General features: G+C 68.4%; 15 protein-coding genes. 11 read left to right on the top strand and 4 right to left on the bottom strand.

What is annotated here, in order from left to right; all coding sequences use genetic code 11:
* Positions 1-71 precede the first annotated feature (71 nt).
* The 3 genes from A5775_RS23605 (at position 72) to A5775_RS23595 (ending at position 2,324) form a co-directional block, all read left to right on the top strand.
* A complete protein-coding gene (locus tag A5775_RS23605; protein WP_067258004.1) occupies positions 72-836 on the top strand; it encodes an ABC transporter ATP-binding protein in 765 nt (254 codons plus the stop codon).
* Positions 770-1,588, top strand: a complete 819-nt coding sequence (locus A5775_RS23600; protein ID WP_197512874.1) for an ABC transporter permease — start codon at positions 770-772, stop codon at positions 1,586-1,588. Before A5775_RS23605 ends, A5775_RS23600 begins: the two co-directional genes overlap by 67 nt.
* Positions 1,589-1,700: 112 nt before the next feature.
* Complete coding sequence (locus A5775_RS23595; RefSeq protein ID WP_067258000.1) at positions 1,701-2,324, top strand: TetR family transcriptional regulator; 624 nt, start codon at positions 1,701-1,703, stop codon at positions 2,322-2,324.
* Here A5775_RS23595 and A5775_RS23590 read toward each other — a convergent pair.
* The 3 genes from A5775_RS23590 to A5775_RS23580 all read right to left on the bottom strand — a co-directional run bounded on the left by A5775_RS23590 (position 2,290) and on the right by A5775_RS23580 (position 6,209).
* Positions 2,290-2,517 carry a Trm112 family protein gene (locus tag A5775_RS23590; RefSeq protein ID WP_067257998.1) on the bottom strand — a complete coding sequence of 76 codons (228 nt, stop codon included), beginning with the start codon at positions 2,515-2,517 and terminating at the stop codon, positions 2,290-2,292. The genes A5775_RS23595 and A5775_RS23590 overlap by 35 nt on opposite strands.
* Positions 2,514-5,561 (bottom strand): acyl-CoA synthetase, encoded by a 3,048-nt coding sequence (locus A5775_RS23585; protein ID WP_156660828.1) that lies wholly within the window; start codon positions 5,559-5,561, stop codon positions 2,514-2,516. Before A5775_RS23585 ends, A5775_RS23590 begins: the two co-directional genes overlap by 4 nt.
* 183 nt (positions 5,562-5,744) lie before the next feature.
* Positions 5,745-6,209 (bottom strand): DUF2834 domain-containing protein, encoded by a 465-nt coding sequence (locus A5775_RS23580; protein WP_067257993.1) that lies wholly within the window; start codon positions 6,207-6,209, stop codon positions 5,745-5,747.
* A gap of 506 nt (positions 6,210-6,715) precedes the next feature.
* On the opposite strand from A5775_RS23580, the gene A5775_RS23575 reads away from it, so the two are divergent.
* The 8 genes from A5775_RS23575 (at position 6,716) to A5775_RS23540 (ending at position 16,346) form a co-directional block, all read left to right on the top strand.
* Positions 6,716-7,222, top strand: a complete 507-nt coding sequence (locus tag A5775_RS23575; protein ID WP_067257991.1) for a hypothetical protein — start codon at positions 6,716-6,718, stop codon at positions 7,220-7,222.
* Positions 7,223-7,240: 18 nt separating this feature from the next.
* On the top strand, positions 7,241-7,987 hold the full coding sequence (locus A5775_RS23570) for a gluconate 2-dehydrogenase subunit 3 family protein (protein ID WP_067257990.1): 747 nt from the start codon (positions 7,241-7,243) through the stop codon (positions 7,985-7,987).
* Positions 7,987-9,684 (top strand): GMC family oxidoreductase, encoded by a 1,698-nt coding sequence (locus A5775_RS23565; protein WP_067257987.1) that lies wholly within the window; start codon positions 7,987-7,989, stop codon positions 9,682-9,684. Before A5775_RS23570 ends, A5775_RS23565 begins: the two co-directional genes overlap by 1 nt.
* Positions 9,677-11,467 carry a glycoside hydrolase family 15 protein gene (locus tag A5775_RS23560; protein ID WP_067257984.1) on the top strand — a complete coding sequence of 597 codons (1,791 nt, stop codon included), beginning with the start codon at positions 9,677-9,679 and terminating at the stop codon, positions 11,465-11,467. Before A5775_RS23565 ends, A5775_RS23560 begins: the two co-directional genes overlap by 8 nt.
* A gap of 30 nt (positions 11,468-11,497) precedes the next feature.
* Positions 11,498-12,514, top strand: coding sequence for an SDR family oxidoreductase (locus A5775_RS23555; RefSeq protein WP_067257982.1), 1,017 nt, complete (start codon positions 11,498-11,500; stop codon positions 12,512-12,514).
* Complete coding sequence (locus tag A5775_RS23550) at positions 12,511-13,629, top strand: enolase C-terminal domain-like protein (RefSeq protein ID WP_156660827.1); 1,119 nt, start codon at positions 12,511-12,513, stop codon at positions 13,627-13,629. The genes A5775_RS23555 and A5775_RS23550 overlap by 4 nt, the downstream gene beginning before the upstream one ends.
* Before the next feature lie 89 nt (positions 13,630-13,718).
* Positions 13,719-14,405 (top strand): PAS and ANTAR domain-containing protein, encoded by a 687-nt coding sequence (locus A5775_RS23545; protein ID WP_067258046.1) that lies wholly within the window; start codon positions 13,719-13,721, stop codon positions 14,403-14,405.
* Positions 14,406-14,555: 150 nt separating this feature from the next.
* A complete protein-coding gene (locus A5775_RS23540; RefSeq protein WP_067258041.1) occupies positions 14,556-16,346 on the top strand; it encodes an ABC-F family ATP-binding cassette domain-containing protein in 1,791 nt (596 codons plus the stop codon).
* Between the two features lie 150 nt (positions 16,347-16,496).
* On the opposite strand, the gene A5775_RS23535 is transcribed toward A5775_RS23540, so the two are convergent.
* Entirely contained in the window at positions 16,497-17,753 is a 1,257-nt protein-coding gene (locus A5775_RS23535) for an HNH endonuclease signature motif containing protein (protein ID WP_067257979.1), read from the bottom strand.
* Between the last annotated feature and the right edge of the window lie 59 nt (positions 17,754-17,812).

Here is a 17,812-nt window from a genome sequence, read left to right as displayed (position 1 = left end):
CCCCTCGCCACCCACCCCGGGGTCGACCTGACCCCTTGACAGCGCCCCCGCGCGCGACGAATATTCATCACATGATGAGTTCATCCGCTGATGAATTAATCCCCACCCGGGCCGAGCCTGCGGTAAAGATCGATCACCTGCGCGTGATCCGCGGCAAACGCCCGGCTCTGCACGACTTTTCCGTGCAGATCGCCCCCGGCAGCATCACCGGCCTGCTCGGTCCGTCCGGGTGCGGCAAGACCACGCTGATCCGGTGCATCGTGGGCACCCAGATCGTGACGTCAGGCGACGTCACCGTGCTCGGTAGACCGGCGGGCAGCCCGGCGCTTCGAAGCCGCATCGGCTACCTCCCCCAAGACCCGACCATCTACAACGACCTGCGCATCGTCGACAACGTGCGATATTTCGCGACGCTGTACGGGTTCGACGGGCGGGCGGCCGATACCGCGATCGAACGGGTCGGGCTCACCGACCACCGGACCGCCTTGTGCGCCAACCTCTCCGGGGGGCAACGCACCCGGGTCTCGCTGGCGTGCGCGCTGGTCTGTCAGCCCGAACTGCTGGTGCTCGACGAGCCGACGGTGGGCCTGGATCCCGTGCTGCGCGCGGACCTTTGGGGCCAGTTCGCCGAACTGGCCCGCGGCGGAACCACACTACTGGTCTCCAGCCACGTGATGGACGAAGCCGACCACTGCGGGGACCTGCTGCTGATGCGCGAGGGCCGGCTCGTCGCCCACACCACCGGAACCCAACTGCGAGAGGACACCGGATGCACGTCACTGGAGGACGCGTTTCTGTCCATCATCAAGCGCAGCACCATGCGCGAGGCGGGCTGAGCCTGCGGGGGTACACCGCGACCACGGCGCGGATTCTGCGCCAGCTGGCCGCCGATCACCGCAGCGTCGCGATGATCCTGCTGGTGCCGGTGCTGGTGATCACGTTGATGTACTTCATGTTTCAAAACGCCCCGCACCCGCCCGGCACACCGACCCCGTTCAACAACGCCTGCCTGATCCTGCTGGGCCTGTTCCCGCTGTTCCTGATGTTCGTCATCACGTCGATCACCATGCAGCGCGAGCGGGCCTCGGGCACGTTGGAGCGCATCCTGACCACCCCGCTGCGCCGGCTCGACCTGCTGATCGCCTACGGGACCGCGTTCTCGATCGCCGCTGCGGTGCAAGCAATTCTGGCCTGCGCCGTGTCGTTTTGGCTGCTCGGCTTCGACACGGCGGGAAGCCCGGTGTGGGTGTTCGTGATCGCCATCGTCAACGCCGTGCTGGGCGTCGGCCTGGGCCTGCTGTGTAGTGCGTTCGCCCGCACCGAGTTTCAGGCCGTACAGTTCATCCCGCTGGTGATGGTGCCGCAGCTGCTGTTGGCCGGCATCATCGTGCCGCGGGCGTTGATGCCACACTGGCTGCAATGGATCAGCAACGTGCTGCCGGCCAGCTACGCGCTGGAGGCCCTGCAACAGGTGGGCGCACGCCCGGAACTGACCTTCGTCGCGGTGCGCGACATCGTCGTGGTGTTGGGCTTCGCCGTGGCGGCGTTGTGTCTGGCGGCGGCGACGCTGCGGCGCCGGACGCCCTAGTGGCGATCGCCAGCGCGGCGCAGCCGGGCGCAGCGGGTCGCCACGCGTTGAGCTGCGTGGCGATCGCCAGCGCGGCGCAGCCGGGCGCAGCGGGTCGCCACGGAGGGCCTCAGTGACGGCCACCAGCGCCGGGCGCCGGCGGCGGGGGCGGCCGACCGGGAACTCCGACACCCGGGAGCGGATCCTGACCAGCGCCCGAGAACTGTTTGCGCGCAATGGTATTGACAGGACATCGATACGGGCGGTGGCTGCGGCCGCGGGCGTCGACTCCGCTCTGGTGCACCACTACTTTGGCACCAAGCAGCAATTGTTCGCCGCCGCGATCCGTATTCCGATCGACCCCATGACGGTGCTGGTGCCCATGCGGGACGTGCCCGTCGAAGAGCTCGGGTTCACACTGCCGTCGGTGTTGCTGCCGATCTGGGACTCCGAGCTGGGGGCCGGCTTGATCGCGACGTTGCGGTCACTGCTCGCCGGCGCGGACGTGAACCTGGCGCGCTCCTTCCTGCAGGAGATCGTGACCGCGGAGGTGGCTCCGCGCGTGGACAATCCGCCGGGGACGGGCGTCGTCCGCGCCCAGTTTCTCGCCTCGCAGTTGATGGGCGTGGTGATGGCCCGCTACATCGTCGGAGTCGAGCCGTTCGCTTCGTTGCCGGCCGAACAGGTCGCGCGAACCATCGCGCCGAACCTGCAGCGATACCTCACTGGGGATCTGCCGGACGGCCTGGTGCCATGAGCCGGGCGTGCTCTTCGTCGTCGACGTCGCGGGCCTCATCGATGAGCAGCACCGGGATGCCGTCCTCGATCCGGTAGGCCCGCCGCAGCCGGGGGTTGTAAAGCAGTTGCCCGCCGCCGGTTCCGGAGACCAATACCAGCGGGCCCCGGTCGGCCGGGCATACCAGGATGTTCAGCAGTGCGTCGTCGATCATGACTTCGTGCCGCTCAGCTCGGAGCGCGCCCCGGGGGTCAGCCGGCGGTAGTGCTCGGTTTCCGCGTCGAAGTACCAGACGTGACGTCCCGCCTTCGGAATCCCGGCGGCGCGCAGGGCGCTCACCGTCGGGCGGTACGTCGCGCTCAACGTCATCTCGGAGACCACGCAGACAATGTCGGGCCCCAAACCGATGGGGATCTTGGCGAAGGCCTCGGTCAGGTCGGCCGCGGTGATAGAAGCGCCCGGCAGCAGCGTCACCGCCGACACCGCCACCTCGTGGTCGCCCACGGGCACGTTGTAGGTCACCGCGAGGTCGACGCCGTTGATGCAGCCCAGGGCGTCGGTGACCGGCTCGGCGTAGACCAGGCCGCGCTCGGTTCGCACCACCGAGCCGCGCCGCCCCGCCAACCAGTAGTCGCCGTCGTCGTCGCGGTAGAACAGGTACTCGGTCGAGATCCAGGTGTCGCCGGCGGCGAAGACCCCGCGCTTGACCGAGGCGCTCGGATCGATCGGGCCGTTGGACGCGGCGAGCAGGACCCCGACCTGTCTGGGTTCGGCGATCTGCACGAAGCCGCGGTCGTTTTCCAGGATCAGGTCGTGTTCGGTGTCGTAGGCGCCCAGCTCGATGCGCCCGGCGCCCGGCAGCGGGCGGCCCTTGCTGCCGATTTTGGCGCCGGACACGTTGGCCAGCACCGCCTGCCCGTCGGTGGTGGCGAAGAACTCGACGACGTGGGCGGGCGCGAAGGCCTCGACGACGCGTTCCCACAGCCCGGTGGGCATCCCGGACCCGATGAACAGGCGCACCGGGTGGTTGCCGTGCAGGACGAACGGCGGACCGGCGGGGCTGTCCAGGATCTCGCGGAGCATGGCCCAGGTGTAGGACACCACGGTGACGCCGTACTGACGTACCTCCTGGACGAACCGGTCCCGGTCCAGGCCCCGCGACAGCGCTATGCGGGCGCCGCCGACCACCGCGCCGCCCAGGCTGACCAGCAGCGCCGACTCGTGATGCAGCGGCGTGAGGCAGTAGACGGTGTCGCGACGGTCGAGTGCGGCCGTCGACGCGGTGCCGAACGCCGAGACCGCCCAGCGGTAGTTGGTGATCTGCTTGGCCACCAGCTCGCCGCCGGCCGCGCTGAACGCGATGAACGCCAGGTCCCGGGCCAGTCCCGGGTTGGGCCGATACCACCCGGGCAGCTCGACGGCGTCCGGGTCGATCTGTTCCATGTCGATGACCTGGGGCTGCTGCGAGGGGTCCTCGGGCAGGTGCAGGTCCCGCGACTCGCCGCCGCCGAGCACCAGCACCTGCCGTAGCAGTTGACCGTCCGACGCCAGCACCGCGTCGAGGTTGGTGGGGTCGGTCAGGATCTCGGTCACTCCCCCGAGCCGCACCGACGCGGCGAGGTCGGCGTCGGACCGCATCACCACCGCGATGGCGCCGAGCCGCGACAGCGCGGCGATGGCCACCAGCGCGCTGGGCCGGGTCTCCATCAGCACGCCGACCCGGTCGCCCTGTCGCACCCCGACCTCGATCAGGCCGCGGACGACGTTGTTGATGCGCCGGTTCACGGCGTCGTAAGTGTGCACGCGCCCGTCGAACAACAGGAATTCGCCTTGCGGGGCGTTCTGGGCCTGCTCCTCGATGATGCGGCCCAGCGAGATCCGGGTGTGATCGTTGATCTGTCCCAGCCGGACCAGTCGCGGCAAGGTGCGGGCGGTTTCGACGGCCAGGGTGCGCACGGATTTGTTCGCCGCGACGACGGTGCTCGCCGCGCCGCGCACCATGCCCAGCGCCGCCTCGGAAGCTTCCCCGATGCCGTGCGCGAGCCGGGAGCTCAACGCCACGCCGCTGTCGGTGTGCTCGTCGGGCTGGTCGGCCATGAGCTCGATGCTGGTGGGCTTGTCGCCGCCGGCCGACAGCCATCGCACCCACTCGGCGACGGTCGGCCAGCTGTGCTGGGCGGCCTTGGACCCGACGACCAGGCCGAAATGCCCAGTGCGGATGGTGCACTCGTAGACGTCGGCGTACGGCGCCGCCCGCCGGATGCCGCGCACCGAGGCCGGCTGGCCGATGTCGTCGACCTCGCCGACGAAGGCCAGCACCGGGCAGGTGATGTCGGTGAGCGTGACCATCTGCCCGTTGACGGCGAAGCCGCCGGTCATCATCCGGTTGTGGGCGATGAACTGCTTGAGCAGCTCGGAGATCGCGGGGCCGGACCAGGCGATCCAGCCCTCACGTTCGAGGAAGCGGCGCTGCTGCTCGCGCGGCAGCAGGGCTTCGCGGTCGTGCAGCTGGCGCACGAAGTCCACCCGTGCCTTGGCCGTCTTGAGCGGATCCATCATCTGGAATCCGGTGCGCGCCATCCAGCTCGGGATGGCCAGGCGGCTGAATACGTGGTCGGCCATGAAGTTGGCCGCCGCCGCGCCGAAGTTTGCCGGGATACCCATGGGCAACGCGGCCAGGGTGTCCACCGGGGAGCCGAACGCCACGATGCTGGCAAGGTTCTTGGAGCGCCGGTAGGCCGCGACCTGGTAGCACCACATGCCGCCCTGCGAATAGCCGACCAGGTGCACGTCGCTGCCGGTCACGTCCTTGACCGTGTCGATGGCCTCGCCCAGCGCGACGATGTGGTCGGCCAGGGTGCGGCGCATACCGCCCTCGATCTTGTCGGGTTCACCGAAGTCGATGACCCAGGGATCAAGCCCGTGAGCGTGCAGGATCCCCACCGCGCCTTCGTCGCGGGTGACGTCCCACATGTCGGCCGACATCATCATCGGATGCACCATCAGCACCGGCGGCCCGACGGGCGACTGGCCGGGCCGGCTGTCCGGCGGGAAGTAACGCCGGAGCTTGTACATCGACACGCTCTCGACGATCTGAGACGGAGACGGCACCGTGCCGGTCTCCAAACCCCCCAATCGCAAGACTTCCAGCCCGTTCTGCGCGGTAGCGATCAGCCGCTCGACCGGTCGTGTGACCATCGAAAAATTGAGATCCACTGCTGCTCCCTGAGTCTTGACAGCTTGGACATCATGGCACATCTGGGCAGCTAGAAGGGCAGTGGTTACACGGATTCGGCGGCGGCGTGCGTTGTAAGAACGGACCCGAGCTCCGCCAAAAAGGTGGTGGCTTGCCGTCGCCTTCGGCCGGCGGCTCGGCGTGTGTTCCGACGGCGGCTAACCGTGCTTGGCGTGCACCGGATAGGCGACGAATGCCTTCAGTCGTCACCTACCCATGTCGATCCAAATCGTCAGGGCCACGGTCAAAACGGCGACCACCACGAGCAGAATCGTGTCGGCCCTGCGAAGGCGGGGCGCGCCGGATGCACCCAGGCGTAATTCGCGGGCGATCAGGAAAAGCGGAAACATGACGCTTACGGCGATGAAGAACGATCCGACAACGTAAAGCCAGACGAATCGCACGTTGTATTTCCTGGCTTCGATCACCATCAGAATGACGGCGCTCAGGGCCAACATCAGGGCGTCGGCTGCAATGTTTCGCGAGGCCGCAGTCGTTTGGGTGTCGCGCCAGAAATCAACGAAGAAACCGGTCGGGCTGTGTACATATGCGACTGTCTGGCTCCATGTCGCGATGAGCGCGGCGACTGCAATAGCGCCATAGACGATGCAAAGAATTTTGCGGGACGTAGGGACCGATGATGCTTGGTTCGCTTGGTCGGCTGTTGTCATGGCTCAAGGTAGAACGAACTGAACTGGCACCAGCACAAAATGGCAACTTCACCTGTAGCCCGACGGCTCCGATCTGAATGGCTGCTGCGGGATCGTTAGCCGCCGTGGCGGCCCACCCCTGGTGACTCGCTGTGAATCAGCTGCACGCCAGTTTGTGCACCAGGACACCGGGTACACAGCCGACGCGCTTCGGTCACGACGCGTTGTCGAGACCACTCCGGTTGAAACCCACAGCTGGGCGCTTTCCAGTTCGCTGGGCGGCTTTCGCAACGGTCACCGACGGCGGCGGAGGCCGGAGACCGCCGGACCGTGTTCCTTCCATCCCGAAGGCGAGGTCGCTTGATCGACACGACGACGGATTTGCTCGGCGAGCGGGCGGACCACATCACCCACGCATCGACGGGGTCACCCCGCGGCGCACGAACGGCCGCCAACCATCTCACGACGGAACCTGCCTGGGCCGGTGACCGCCGGCCCGGCGAAACGCGAGGGTAGAAGGGAATCACATGTTGTTGCTGGGCAACGGCGGACGGCGCACAGGCCGCACCGCCGGCAGCGATGGACGGGGCGAGGTCTCGCAACTGGCCGAGCGCGCACTGTACGACGTCGCACACGGTCGTTTCGAACGCTCGCTGTCCGGGTTGACCGCCATCGCGGCGCTCGTCACCACGGCCGAAATCTACTTCGAGCACTACAAGGCGAGCTTCGGCAACAAGTGGATGTGGAGCCCGATCGTGGTGACTCCGCCGGTGGTCGTCGCGGGCATCGGCGGCGTGTTCTCGCGGCGCTGGGCCAAACTCTGGCTCCCGATCACCGCCGGCATCTACACGGCCAACGGCCTGATGGGCGAATACCTGCACGCGCGCGGCGTCGCCCGCAAACCGGGCGGATGGAAACACGCGTCCTACAACGTGCCCATGGGGCCGCCGATCGCGGCGCCAGGGTTGATGTGCATGGTCGGGGGCATGGGGCTGTTGGCGTCGCTCCTGCGCCGCGAACGGTTCCGGGATTAGGGCGTCGGGATCACCGCGATGGCCGACACCTCCCGCCCGGACCACCTGCCCAACCTGCGCCCCGACGGCAAGCCGCCGCACCCGGCCTGGCTTCCCAAGCAGCGCCGCGGCACCACGCCGCAGATGATCGGGCGTTACCCCGATTTCGACGTGCTGGCAAACGCCCACACGTGGGACGAGGCCACCCGCAAAGTGGTGCTGGCCCGGCTTGAACCTCCCGGCCCACTGCGGTTTTTCACCGCCGAAGAAGAGCCGTGCCTGCGCGCGTTCTGCGACACGGTGCTGGCGCAGGACGAGGAGCCGCGAGTGCCGGCGGCCGAATCCGTCGACTCCAAGCTCGCCGACGGGCGTCTCGACGGCTACCAGTACGCGGACATGCCCGACGACCGCGACACGTGGCGGTTGGTGCTGCGCGGGCTCAACGAGACCGCGGCGGCCAAATACGGCGCATCCTCCTTCGCCTCCGCCGGGCTGGAGATCCGCGAGGAGATCGTCGGCCAGTTCTCACAGGGCGACCTGGACGGCGGCGCCTGGGAAAGCCTGAACGTCAAGCGCGCCTGGTCGGTGTGCATGCGAATGACGCTGTCCGGCTTCTACTCCCACCCGTGGGCGTGGAACGAGATCGGATTCGGCGGCCCCGCCTACCCGCGCGGGTTCATGCGCCTCGGCGGCGCCACCGGACCCGCCTCCGCGCGCGAACCGTACGAGACCCCCGGCGCCACCGACGAAGACCCCGTGCAGGTCGTGCAGAACGGCGAAGTGTGATGGGCGACTTCTGGCGAGGCCTGTTCAAAGGAGCTGTCGGACCAAAAGACAACGATTCGCGGTTCCTGCTCGACGTGCATTCGCGCGACCTGCCCGGCGAGAAGACCATGCGCCGCTACACCGACGACGACGAGGTCGATCTGGTGGTCGTGGGGGCGGGCGCCGGCGGCTCGGTGCTGGCGCAGCGGCTGGCGCGCGCCGGTTGGCGGGTCGTGATCCTGGAGGCCGGCCCGTTCTGGCACCCCGACGAGGACTGGGTGTCCGACGAGGCCGGCTCCCACGCGCTGTATTGGACGCAAAAGCGCATCATCGGCGGCGACGACCCAATTGAGCTGGGCAAGAACAACTCCGGGCGTGGGGTGGGCGGCTCCATGGTGCACTACGCCGGCTACACCCCGCGGTTCCACCCCAGCGACTTTGCGACCTACACGCTCGATGGGGTGGGTGCCGACTGGCCCCTGCGCTACGAGGACATTCGCCGCCATTACGAACGGATCGAGCTCGAGCTGCCGGTGGCCGGGCAGAATTGGCCTTGGGGCGATCCACATCGTTACCCCTTTGCCCCGCATCCAGTTTCGGGTGCGGCCGCCAAAATCTGGGAGGGTGCGCTCAAACTCGGCATCGAGATGCGGGTCGGGCCCGTCGGCATCGTCAACGGCACCTTCGGCAACCGCCCGCACTGCATCTACCGCGGCTACTGCCTGCAGGGCTGCAAGGTCAACGCCAAGGCCAGCCCCTACGTCACGCACCTTCCCGACGCGCTGGCCCACGACGTCGAGATCCGCGCCAACTGCATGGCCTCGCGCGTCGAACTCGACGAGACCGGCGCGGCTCGTGGCGTGGTCTACTACGACGAGGTGGGCGGCAAAGAACGGCTGCAGCGAGCCAAAGTGGTTGCCGTGGCCGGGTATTCGATCGAGACGCCGCGCCTGCTGTTGAACTCGGTCAGCGAGCGCTTCCCGAACGGGTTGGGCAACAACGACGATCAGGTCGGTCGCTATGTGATGGTGCAGGGCGCCACCCAGTCCGCGGGCCGCTGGTCCGAGGAGATGCGGATGTACAAGGCGCCCCCGCCGGAGGTGACCTCGGAGCAGTTCTACGAGACCGATCACTCACGCGGGTTCGCCCGCGGGTTCGCCATTCAGACCGTCTCCCCGCTGCCTATCGGCTGGGCCGAACACGTGCTGGCCGACGGGCATTGGGGCCGCGCCCTGCGCGAATACATGCGCGACTACAACCACTGGGCGACCGTCGGCGTGCTCAACGAGCTGTTGGCGCTGCCGGACAACAGGGTGACCCTGGCCCAGGAGAAGGACCCGTACGGTATCCCGGTCGCCCGGTTCGACTACACGCTCTGCGACAACGACAAGGCCAACATGGCCTACTCCACCAAGGTGATCGGCGACATCCTGACCGCCGCCGGCGCCCAGGACGTGCTCACCATCGAGCGTTTCGCCCACCTGATCGGCGGCGCCCGCATGGGCACCGGGCCGCAGAATTCGGTGGTCGACTCCGACCACCGGGTCTGGGGCGTACCGAACCTGTTTCTCGCCGACGGCTCGGTGTGTCCCACCCAGGGCTCCGCCAATCCCGCGCTGACGATCATGGCGTTGGCGTCGCGGCTGGCCGAACGGATGGCCGCCGGAAAGATCGATACCAGCGCTGGGTGGGGGTCGAAGGCACAAGCCCGTGGCTGAGCTGAAGATCGACACCGAGACCACCTTCGCACCCCGGGTGCTGCGCGAGTATGCGCTGCTCGCCGACGGCGAGCGGGGCGCGCTGATCGGGCCGCAGGGCGACGTGGCGTGGATGTGTGCGCCGCACTGGGATTCCGACGCCGTCTTCTCCAATCTCATTGGCGGCGGCGGGATATACGCCGTCACCCCGACCGACGCGCGGCACGTGTGGGGCGGCTACTACGAGCCGGGCACCCTGATCTGGCGTAACCGCTGGATCACTCGCGACGGCATCGTGGAATGCCGTGACGCGCTGGCCTTCCCGGGCGACCCCGACCGGGTGGTGCTGTTGCGGCGGCTCACCGGCTGCCGCGGGACGGCGCGGGTGCGGGTGCTGCTGGCGGCGAGTGCGGGATTCGGCCGGCACGGCCCCGGCAAACCGAGCCTCGATGGCGGGGTGTGGAGCGGCCGCTCGGGACCGCTGCACTGGCGCTGGCAGGCCGGATGCGACGCGCGCCCCGTCCGGGCCGCCCAGGAGAAGGGCGAGCTGCTCAGCTGTGAGATCACCCTCGACGAGGACCAGCACCACGACCTGGTGCTGGAACTGTCCGAACGCGCGCTGCCCGACCAGCCGCCGGACCCCGACCTGGCCTGGGAATCCACCACCGCCGCCTGGCAGCGCAGCGTACCCGAGCTGAACTGCACCATCGCTGCACGCGACGGGCGCAACTCCTACGCGGTGCTGCGGGGGCTGACCAGCAGCAGCGGCGGCATGGTCGCCGCCGCCACTATGAGCCTGCCCGAACGCGCGCACTCCAACCAGAATTACGACTACCGCTATTCCTGGATCCGCGACCAGGTGTACGCGGGCATGGCCGCCGCCGCCGTCGGCACGACCGAGCTGCTCGACCGGGCGGTGGAGTTCGTCGGCGCCCGGCTGCTCGAGGACGGCCCCAACCTCAAGCCCGCCTACACCGTCACCGGCGGCGCCGTGCCCAGCGAAGAAACGCTCGACCTGCCCGGCTACCCCGGAGGCGCCGACAAGATCGGCAACTGGGTCAATCAGCAATTCCAGCTCGATGCCTTCGGAGAGGCGTTGCAGCTGCTGGCCAAGGCGGGCGACGCTGACCGGCTGGACGCAGACGGCTGGCGCGCGGCGCAGACCGCGATCAAGGCGATCGAAAAGCGCTGGCGCGAACCGGATGCCGGCGTCTGGGAAATCGACAACGAGCGCTGGACGCAGTCCCGCCTGGCCTGTGTGGCGGGGTTACGGGCCATCGCGAAGCTGGCCGGTACCGGTCCCGAGGTCGCCACGTGTGCTTCGCTGGCTGACGCGATCCTCGCCGACACCGCGTCGGAAAGCCTGCACCCGCAGGGCTATTGGCAACGCAGCCCCCGGCTGACCGGTGTCGACGCATCGCTGCTACTTCCGCCGGTGCGTGGGGCCGTGCCCGCCGAGGACCCCAGGACCATAGCCACCCTGGACGCCGTTCGCCGGGAACTCACCGACGACGGGTTTGTCTACCGATTCCGGCACGACGAGCGCGATCTCGGCGATGCCGAGGGCGCCTTCCTGCTCTGCGGGTTCATGATGGCGCTGGCCGAACATCAACTGGGCCATGCTGATTGCGCGATGCGGTGGTTCGAACGCAACCGCACCGCCTGCGGGCCGCCGGGACTGTTCTGCGAGGAATACGACGTGCGGCAACGCCAGCTCCGCGGCAACCTCCCCCAGGCGTTCGCGCACGCACTGATGCTGGAATGCACGGCCACCCTCACCGGCGACGCCGCCCACCATGACTGATCCGGCCCCAACACGAAAGGTATTTCTGCGATGACTCAGACAGTGGTGATCACCGGAGCCAGCGCGGGCATCGGCCGCGCCACAGCGAAGGAGTTCGGGCAGCGTGGCGCGAACGTCGTCCTGCTCGCCCGCGGCTCCGCCGGGCTGGAAGGCGCGGCCCGTGACGTCGAGGCCGGCGGCGGCAAGGCGCTGGCCATCCCGACCGATGTGTCCGACCACGCGGCCGTCGTCGCCGCCGCCGACGAGGCCGAAACCGCGTTCGGTCCCATCGACGCCTGGGTCAACGTCGCGTTCACCTCGGTGTTCGCGCCATTCACCGAGATCAGCGCCGAGGAGTTCAAACGCGTGACCGAGGTGTCCTACCTCGGCTACGTGCACGGCACCATGGCGGCGCTGGCCAAGATGCGCCCCCGCAACCGCGGCACCATCGTGCAGGTCGGTTCGGCGCTCGGGCAGCGCTCCATCCCGCTGCAGTCGGCCTACTGCGGCGCCAAGCACGCCATCAACGGGTTCACCGAATCGGTGCGCTGCGAACTGTTCCACGAGGGCTCGAAGGTGCGGATCACCGTGGTCCAGATGCCCGCGGTCAACACTCCCCAATTCTCCTGGGTGCTCTCGCGGCTGCCCCGCCATCCGCAACCGGTGCCGCCGATCTACCAGCCCGAAGTCGCCGCCCGCGGCGTCCTGTACGCCGCGGATCATCCGGGGCGCAAACAATATTGGGTCGGCGAGACCACCCTGGTGACGCTGCTGGCGCAGAAGTTCGTCGCGCCGCTGCTGGACCGCTACCTCGGCCGCACCGGATACGACTCGCAACAGACCAAGGAGCACGTCAGCGCCGAGAAGCCCCACAACCTCTGGCAACCGCTCGACCAGGAACCCGGCAGCGATCACGGCGCCCGCGGCGAGTTCGATGACAACTCGCACACCCACTGCCCGCAACTGTGGGCGTCGCAGCACCCGGTCGTCAGCGGCACGGGCGCGCTGAGCGCCGCCGGTGCGGCCGCGTGGCTGGCGGCGCGTGCGGGCCGCCGGTGGGCGCGATGACGACGGCCGCGCAGATCGACGCGGCGATCGACGAGGTCACCGCGCAGGTCTACAAAATCCCCACCGACGCACCGGAAGCCGACGGGACCCTGGCCTGGTCGTCGACCACGCTGGTGCTGGCCGAGGTGTCGGCCGCAGGCCTGCGCGGAATCGGCTACACCTATGGCGACGGCGCCTCCGCCAAGCTGATCACCGGGCCGCTGGCCGGCACGCTCAACGGACACAACGCCGTTGACATCCCCGCCTTGTGGGAGTCGATGGTCAAGGCGATGCGCAACAACGGGCGGCCGGGGTTGGTGTCGTGCGCGATATCGGCGATCGACACCGCACTGTGGGACCTCAAGGGCAAGTTGCTGGGCCTGCCGGTGTGCCGACTGCTCGGCATGGCGCATCCCGAAGTGCCGATCTACGGCAGCGGCGGCTTCACCACGTACGACGAAAGCACCACCCGCGCCCAGCTCGAACGCTGGGTCGACGAGTGGCAGATCCCGCGCGTCAAAATCAAGATCGGCGAATCGTGGGGCTCCGACGAGCGTCGCGACCTCGATCGAATCGCCTTGGCGCGCAAGGTGATCGGTCCGGACACCGAGCTGTACGTCGACGCCAACGGGGCCTACCAACGCAAGCAGGCGATCCGGATGGCCCACGCCATGGCCGATCACGACGTCACGTGGTTCGAGGAACCCGTCTCCTCGGACGACCTGGCCGGGCTGCGGGAGGTCCGCGACCAGGTGACCCCGGACGTCACCGCCGGTGAATACGGCTATGACCTGGCCTATTTCCATCGAATGCTGGCCGCCGGGGCGGTCGACTGCCTACAGATCGACGTCACTCGCTGCGGGGGCATCACCGACTGGCTGCGCGGCGCCGCCGTGGCCGCCGCCTGCAACGTGGACGTCTCCGGGCACTGCGCCCCCAACCTGCACGCCCACGTCGCCACCGCCATCCCGAATCTGCGGCACCTCGAGTACTTCCACGATCACCACCGCATCGAACACATGCTTTTCGAGGGCGCGCTGACGCCCGAGGGCGGCGCATTGCGGCCGGATCAGCATCGGCCGGGGTTCGGCCTGGAGTTCAAGTACAGCGACGCCGAGCAGTACCGGGTGGCCTGAGCGCACCGTTCTTACAACCACGCATGCGGCGCGCAAAAACGGGAATCGTTACGCCAAGGTTTTGACAAATGGGATTGGAGCAACCCCCGATGACAGTGAACCCCGACGACGAAACCGTTGAGCATCGCAAGGCCCTCAAGTTGCCCGTCGTCGCGGAAGGCGACCGGAGCGCGGTCGACTCGGTGCTGGGTACAGGTGATCCGCAGCGCGTGGGCAGATTCCGGTTCTTCCTGGACGGCCATCGGTGGGAGTGGTCGGACGCGGTGGCGCGTATGCATGGCTATCAGCCGGGAGAAGTGGAGCCGACCACGGAACTGCTGCTGCGACACAAGCACCCCGACGACCGTGAGCGGGTGGCGGCCGTGCTGGAGCGGGTGATGAAAGGAAAGCCGTTCAGCAGTCGGCACCGCATCATCGACACCGCTGGACGCACCCACTGCGTCATCGTCGCCGGAGATCGGATGGTCGACGGCACCGGCGCCCTGGCCGGCACGTCCGGCTTCTACGTCGACGTCACCGACTCGCTGCATGCCGACATCACCAACGTGCTCTCGGCGGTGGCCGACGCCCGGGCCCGCATCGAGCAGGCCAAGGGCGTGCTGATGGTCGCCTACGGCATTTCCGCCGAGCGTGCGTTCGACATCCTGGTATGGCGTTCCCAGGAGGAGAATCTCAAGGTGCGTGACGTCGCCAACCGCTTCCTGGACGCCGTGGCCAGCAAGGCATCATCGGAAACCCAAAGCTATGTGGACCGGGCACTGTTGACCCTCGGCTAACGAGAACGTCGGACCCCGCCAGGGTCGGATGGCGCGGCTCCTCCTCCGGCCGTCAACCGGCCGGCATCGTCGCCGCGCTAGGGTCAGATGGCGCGGCTCCTCCTCCGGCCGTCAACCGGCCGGCATCGTCGCCGCGCTAGGGTCGTGCCGGTGGCGCACCTACTCGGAGCTGAGGCCGTACACCTGGAATATCCCACTCGGGTGGTGTTCGGCTCGATCACCCTCGGGGTCAACGACGGCGCGCGCATCGGCATCGTCGGGCGCAACGGCGACGGCAAGTCCAGCCTGCTGCGGCTACTCACCGGCCACCAAGAACCCGACTCCGGCCGGGTCACCCGACGCAGCGGGCTGCGGGTCGGCGCGCTGAGCCAGGCGGACACCCTGGATCCGGACCACACCGTGGGCTGGACCCTGGTGGGCGACGCGGCCGAACACCAGTGGGCCGGTGACCCGCGGGTCCGCGACGTGGTTGCCGGGCTGGTTTCCGACATCGCTTGGGACGCAACGATTGCCACGCTCTCCGGCGGCCAGCGTCGGCGGGTGCAGCTGGCCAGGCTGCTGGTGAGCGAATGGGACGTCATCGCGCTCGACGAGCCCACCAACCATCTGGACATCGAGGGAATCACCTGGCTGGCCGGCCACCTGGCGGCGCGCTGGGCCGCCAACGCCGGCGGGCTGCTGCTGGTCACCCACGACCGCTGGTTCCTCGACGAGGTCGCCAGCACGACGTGGGAGGTGCACGACGGGATCGTCGAGCCGTTCGACGGGGGGTACGCGGCCTACGTGCTGCAGCGCGTCGAGCGGGACCGGATGGCCGCCGCCACCGAAGCCAAGCGGCAGAACCTGATGCGCAAGGAACTGGCATGGCTGCGTCGCGGAGCGCCGGCGCGGACCTCGAAGCCCAAGTTCCGGATCGAGGCGGCCAACCAGCTGATCGCCGACGTGCCACCGCTGCGCAACACCGTCGAGTTGGCCAAGCTGGCCACCGCCCGGCTCGGCAAGGACGTGGTCGACCTGCTCGACGTGTCGGTCGCGTTTGACGGCCGCCCGGTGCTGCGCGACGTCGAGTGGCGGATCGCACCGGGCGAACGCACCGGCATCGTCGGGGCCAACGGCGCCGGGAAATCCACCCTGCTGAGGTTGATCGACGGCACCATCACGCCCGACGCGGGGCGCGTCAAACGCGGCAAGACCGTGCGGCTGGCGGTGCTCGACCAGCAGGGCGATGCGCTAGCCGCGGTCGGCGACGACCGGATCGCCGACGTGCTGGGGAGGCTCCCCGGCGGCTACCAGGTCGACGGCCGTGAGGTCACCCCGGCGCAGCTGTTGGAGCGGCTCGGCTTCGGCCGCGGCCACCTGTCCGCCCGCGTGGCGGACCTCTCCGGCGGCGAGCGGCGACGGTTACAGCTGATGCTCACGCTGTTGTCCGAGCCCAACGTGTTGCTGCTCGACGAGCCGACCAACGACGTCGACACCGACACGTTGACGGCCATGGAGGATCTGCTCGACTCCTGGCCGGGCACGCTGATCGTTGTCTCGCACGACCGCTACCTGCTGGAGCGGGTCACCGATCAGCAGTACGCGGTGCTCGACGGCCGGTTGCGGCACCTGCCCGGCGGCATCGACGAGTACCTGCGGCTGGCCGAGCGGCGGGCGGGCGAGGCCACCACCGAGCCGTCACCGCCGTCTCGGTCGTCGCGGCCGTCGCAGCCGGCGATGTCCGGTGCCCAGCGCCGCGCCGCGGAGAAAGAGATGGCCGCCGCCGATCGGCAGCTGGTGCGGCTGGCGGACCGCATCAAGGACAAACACAACGAACTCGCGGCGCACGATCAGTCCGACCATGTGGGCATCACCCGGCTCACCCAGGAGTTGCGCGCGCTCGACGACGAGGTCGCCGCGACCGAGAGCCGTTGGCTGGAGCTCTCGGAGTTGCTCGAATAGTCTTGAACGGCAATAGGTTTTGTGGGCAGCGTCGAGTCGCACCTCAGGGCCAGCCATACCGATGTGGATCGGCCGAGACGGATAGTGTGGACGAATCCCTCGATGTCCCAAGCTATTCAAGTTGCGCAGCTACCGGTACCACGAACCGGGCTAGTTGTTGGTCGGTGGTGGTTGGGGTTGGAATGGGTCATACCACCACCAGTGGGCGCGTTCGCCGGTAGGGCCCGGGCAGGGCGCCACCGCAGGCGGGGGCCCAGTGGGTGGGCGTGCCAGCGCTCCCGGGCTCAGGATTCGGCCGGCGTCGTCGGTGACGACCAGAGCGTGCGCGGGTCCGGTGATGGTGATCAGGCCACGGTGGTGCAGCCGGTGGTGATAGGGGCAGACCAGCACCAGGTTGGCCAACTCGGTGGGGCCGCCGTCTTCCCAATGCCGGATGTGGTGGGCGTGCAAACCCCGGGTAGCACCACAGCCGGGAACCGCGCACGTGCGGTCGCGATACTCCAGCGCGCGGCGCAGCCGCCGATTGATCACCCGCGTCACCCGCCCGGCCCCAATGACCTCACCGTGGCGCTCGAACCAGACCTCACAGGTGGCATCACAGGTCACATATCGGCGTTCCGCGTCAGACAGCAGCGGACCCAGATGCAACGCCGCAGCCCGCCGCTCGACATCAAGGTGCACCACCACCGTGGTGCGCTGCCCATGGGGGCGGCGGGTCACCTCGGCGTCCCAACCCGCCTCCACCAGGCGCATAAACGCCTCGGCCGTGCCCGGCACCGGCGCCACCTGATCACCCACGCCCGCGCCCCCGCCATTGTCGTGATCACGCTTCCACTCGCTAATGAGCGCATCACGATGCGACGCCAAGGCGGCATCGAACTTCGCGGCATCCAAGTGGCCCAGCGTGATCCGATAACAAGCGCCCTGCTCGGTGGCAGTCGCGATGAACGACCGCTCAGGCTCGGGCCGCGGGTCGGGTTCGGGTCGTGGTTCCAGCTTGACCGCGGTACGCAACTGATTGACCGTGGCGACCGCGGCCAACTGCGCGTAATGCGCATCAGAACCCTGCCCCGCGCGCGCGGCGATCACCCCGACCTGATCGGCCGAGAGCCGACCCTCCCGCATCCCCTGAGCACACCGCGGGAACTCGGTCAACCGGGACGCGATCGCGGCCAGCATGTGCGCATTGGCCGACGAACAACCCATCTTCCAGGCCACCAACGCCGGCACCGACCGCACACCCGTAGACCCCCACAATCCGTCGCGATCGATCTCAGCCACAATCTCCACAATGCGCCCATCAATCGCATTGCGCTGACCGGCCAACTCCGCCAACTCCTCAAACAACACCTCAAGACGCTCACCAGGAGCCACCCCCACGGCGTCAACAGATGCAATCGAAGACATAACGCCATCATCGCAGCGACCACCGACAAATCCGGCAGGCAACAGGTCGGCGGAAGTTA

This window comes from Mycobacterium sp. 852002-10029_SCH5224772 (assembly GCF_001667315.1).
GTDB lineage: Bacteria > Actinomycetota > Actinomycetes > Mycobacteriales > Mycobacteriaceae > Mycobacterium.
Note: the sequence above shows the minus strand (reverse complement) of the source record. Positions and strands in the feature narration are given on the sequence as shown.

Coding starts and splice junctions, on each gene's coding strand:
- A5775_RS23600 (WP_197512874.1), top strand. CDS start 770: ATGCACGTCACTGGAGGACGCGTTTCTGTCCATCATCAAGCGCAGCAC.
- A5775_RS23565 (WP_067257987.1), top strand. CDS start 7,987: ATGGGCGACTTCTGGCGAGGCCTGTTCAAAGGAGCTGTCGGACCAAAA.
- A5775_RS23545 (WP_067258046.1), top strand. CDS start 13,719: ATGACAGTGAACCCCGACGACGAAACCGTTGAGCATCGCAAGGCCCTC.
- A5775_RS23590 (WP_067257998.1), bottom strand. CDS start 2,517: ATGATCGACGACGCACTGCTGAACATCCTGGTATGCCCGGCCGACCGG.
- A5775_RS23535 (WP_067257979.1), bottom strand. CDS start 17,753: ATGTCTTCGATTGCATCTGTTGACGCCGTGGGGGTGGCTCCTGGTGAG.
- A5775_RS23585 (WP_156660828.1), bottom strand. CDS start 5,561: ATGTGCCATGATGTCCAAGCTGTCAAGACTCAGGGAGCAGCAGTGGAT.
- A5775_RS23570 (WP_067257990.1), top strand. CDS start 7,241: ATGGCCGACACCTCCCGCCCGGACCACCTGCCCAACCTGCGCCCCGAC.
- A5775_RS23550 (WP_156660827.1), top strand. CDS start 12,511: ATGACGACGGCCGCGCAGATCGACGCGGCGATCGACGAGGTCACCGCG.
- A5775_RS23555 (WP_067257982.1), top strand. CDS start 11,498: ATGACTCAGACAGTGGTGATCACCGGAGCCAGCGCGGGCATCGGCCGC.
- A5775_RS23575 (WP_067257991.1), top strand. CDS start 6,716: ATGTTGTTGCTGGGCAACGGCGGACGGCGCACAGGCCGCACCGCCGGC.
- A5775_RS23605 (WP_067258004.1), top strand. CDS start 72: ATGATGAGTTCATCCGCTGATGAATTAATCCCCACCCGGGCCGAGCCT.
- A5775_RS23580 (WP_067257993.1), bottom strand. CDS start 6,209: ATGACAACAGCCGACCAAGCGAACCAAGCATCATCGGTCCCTACGTCC.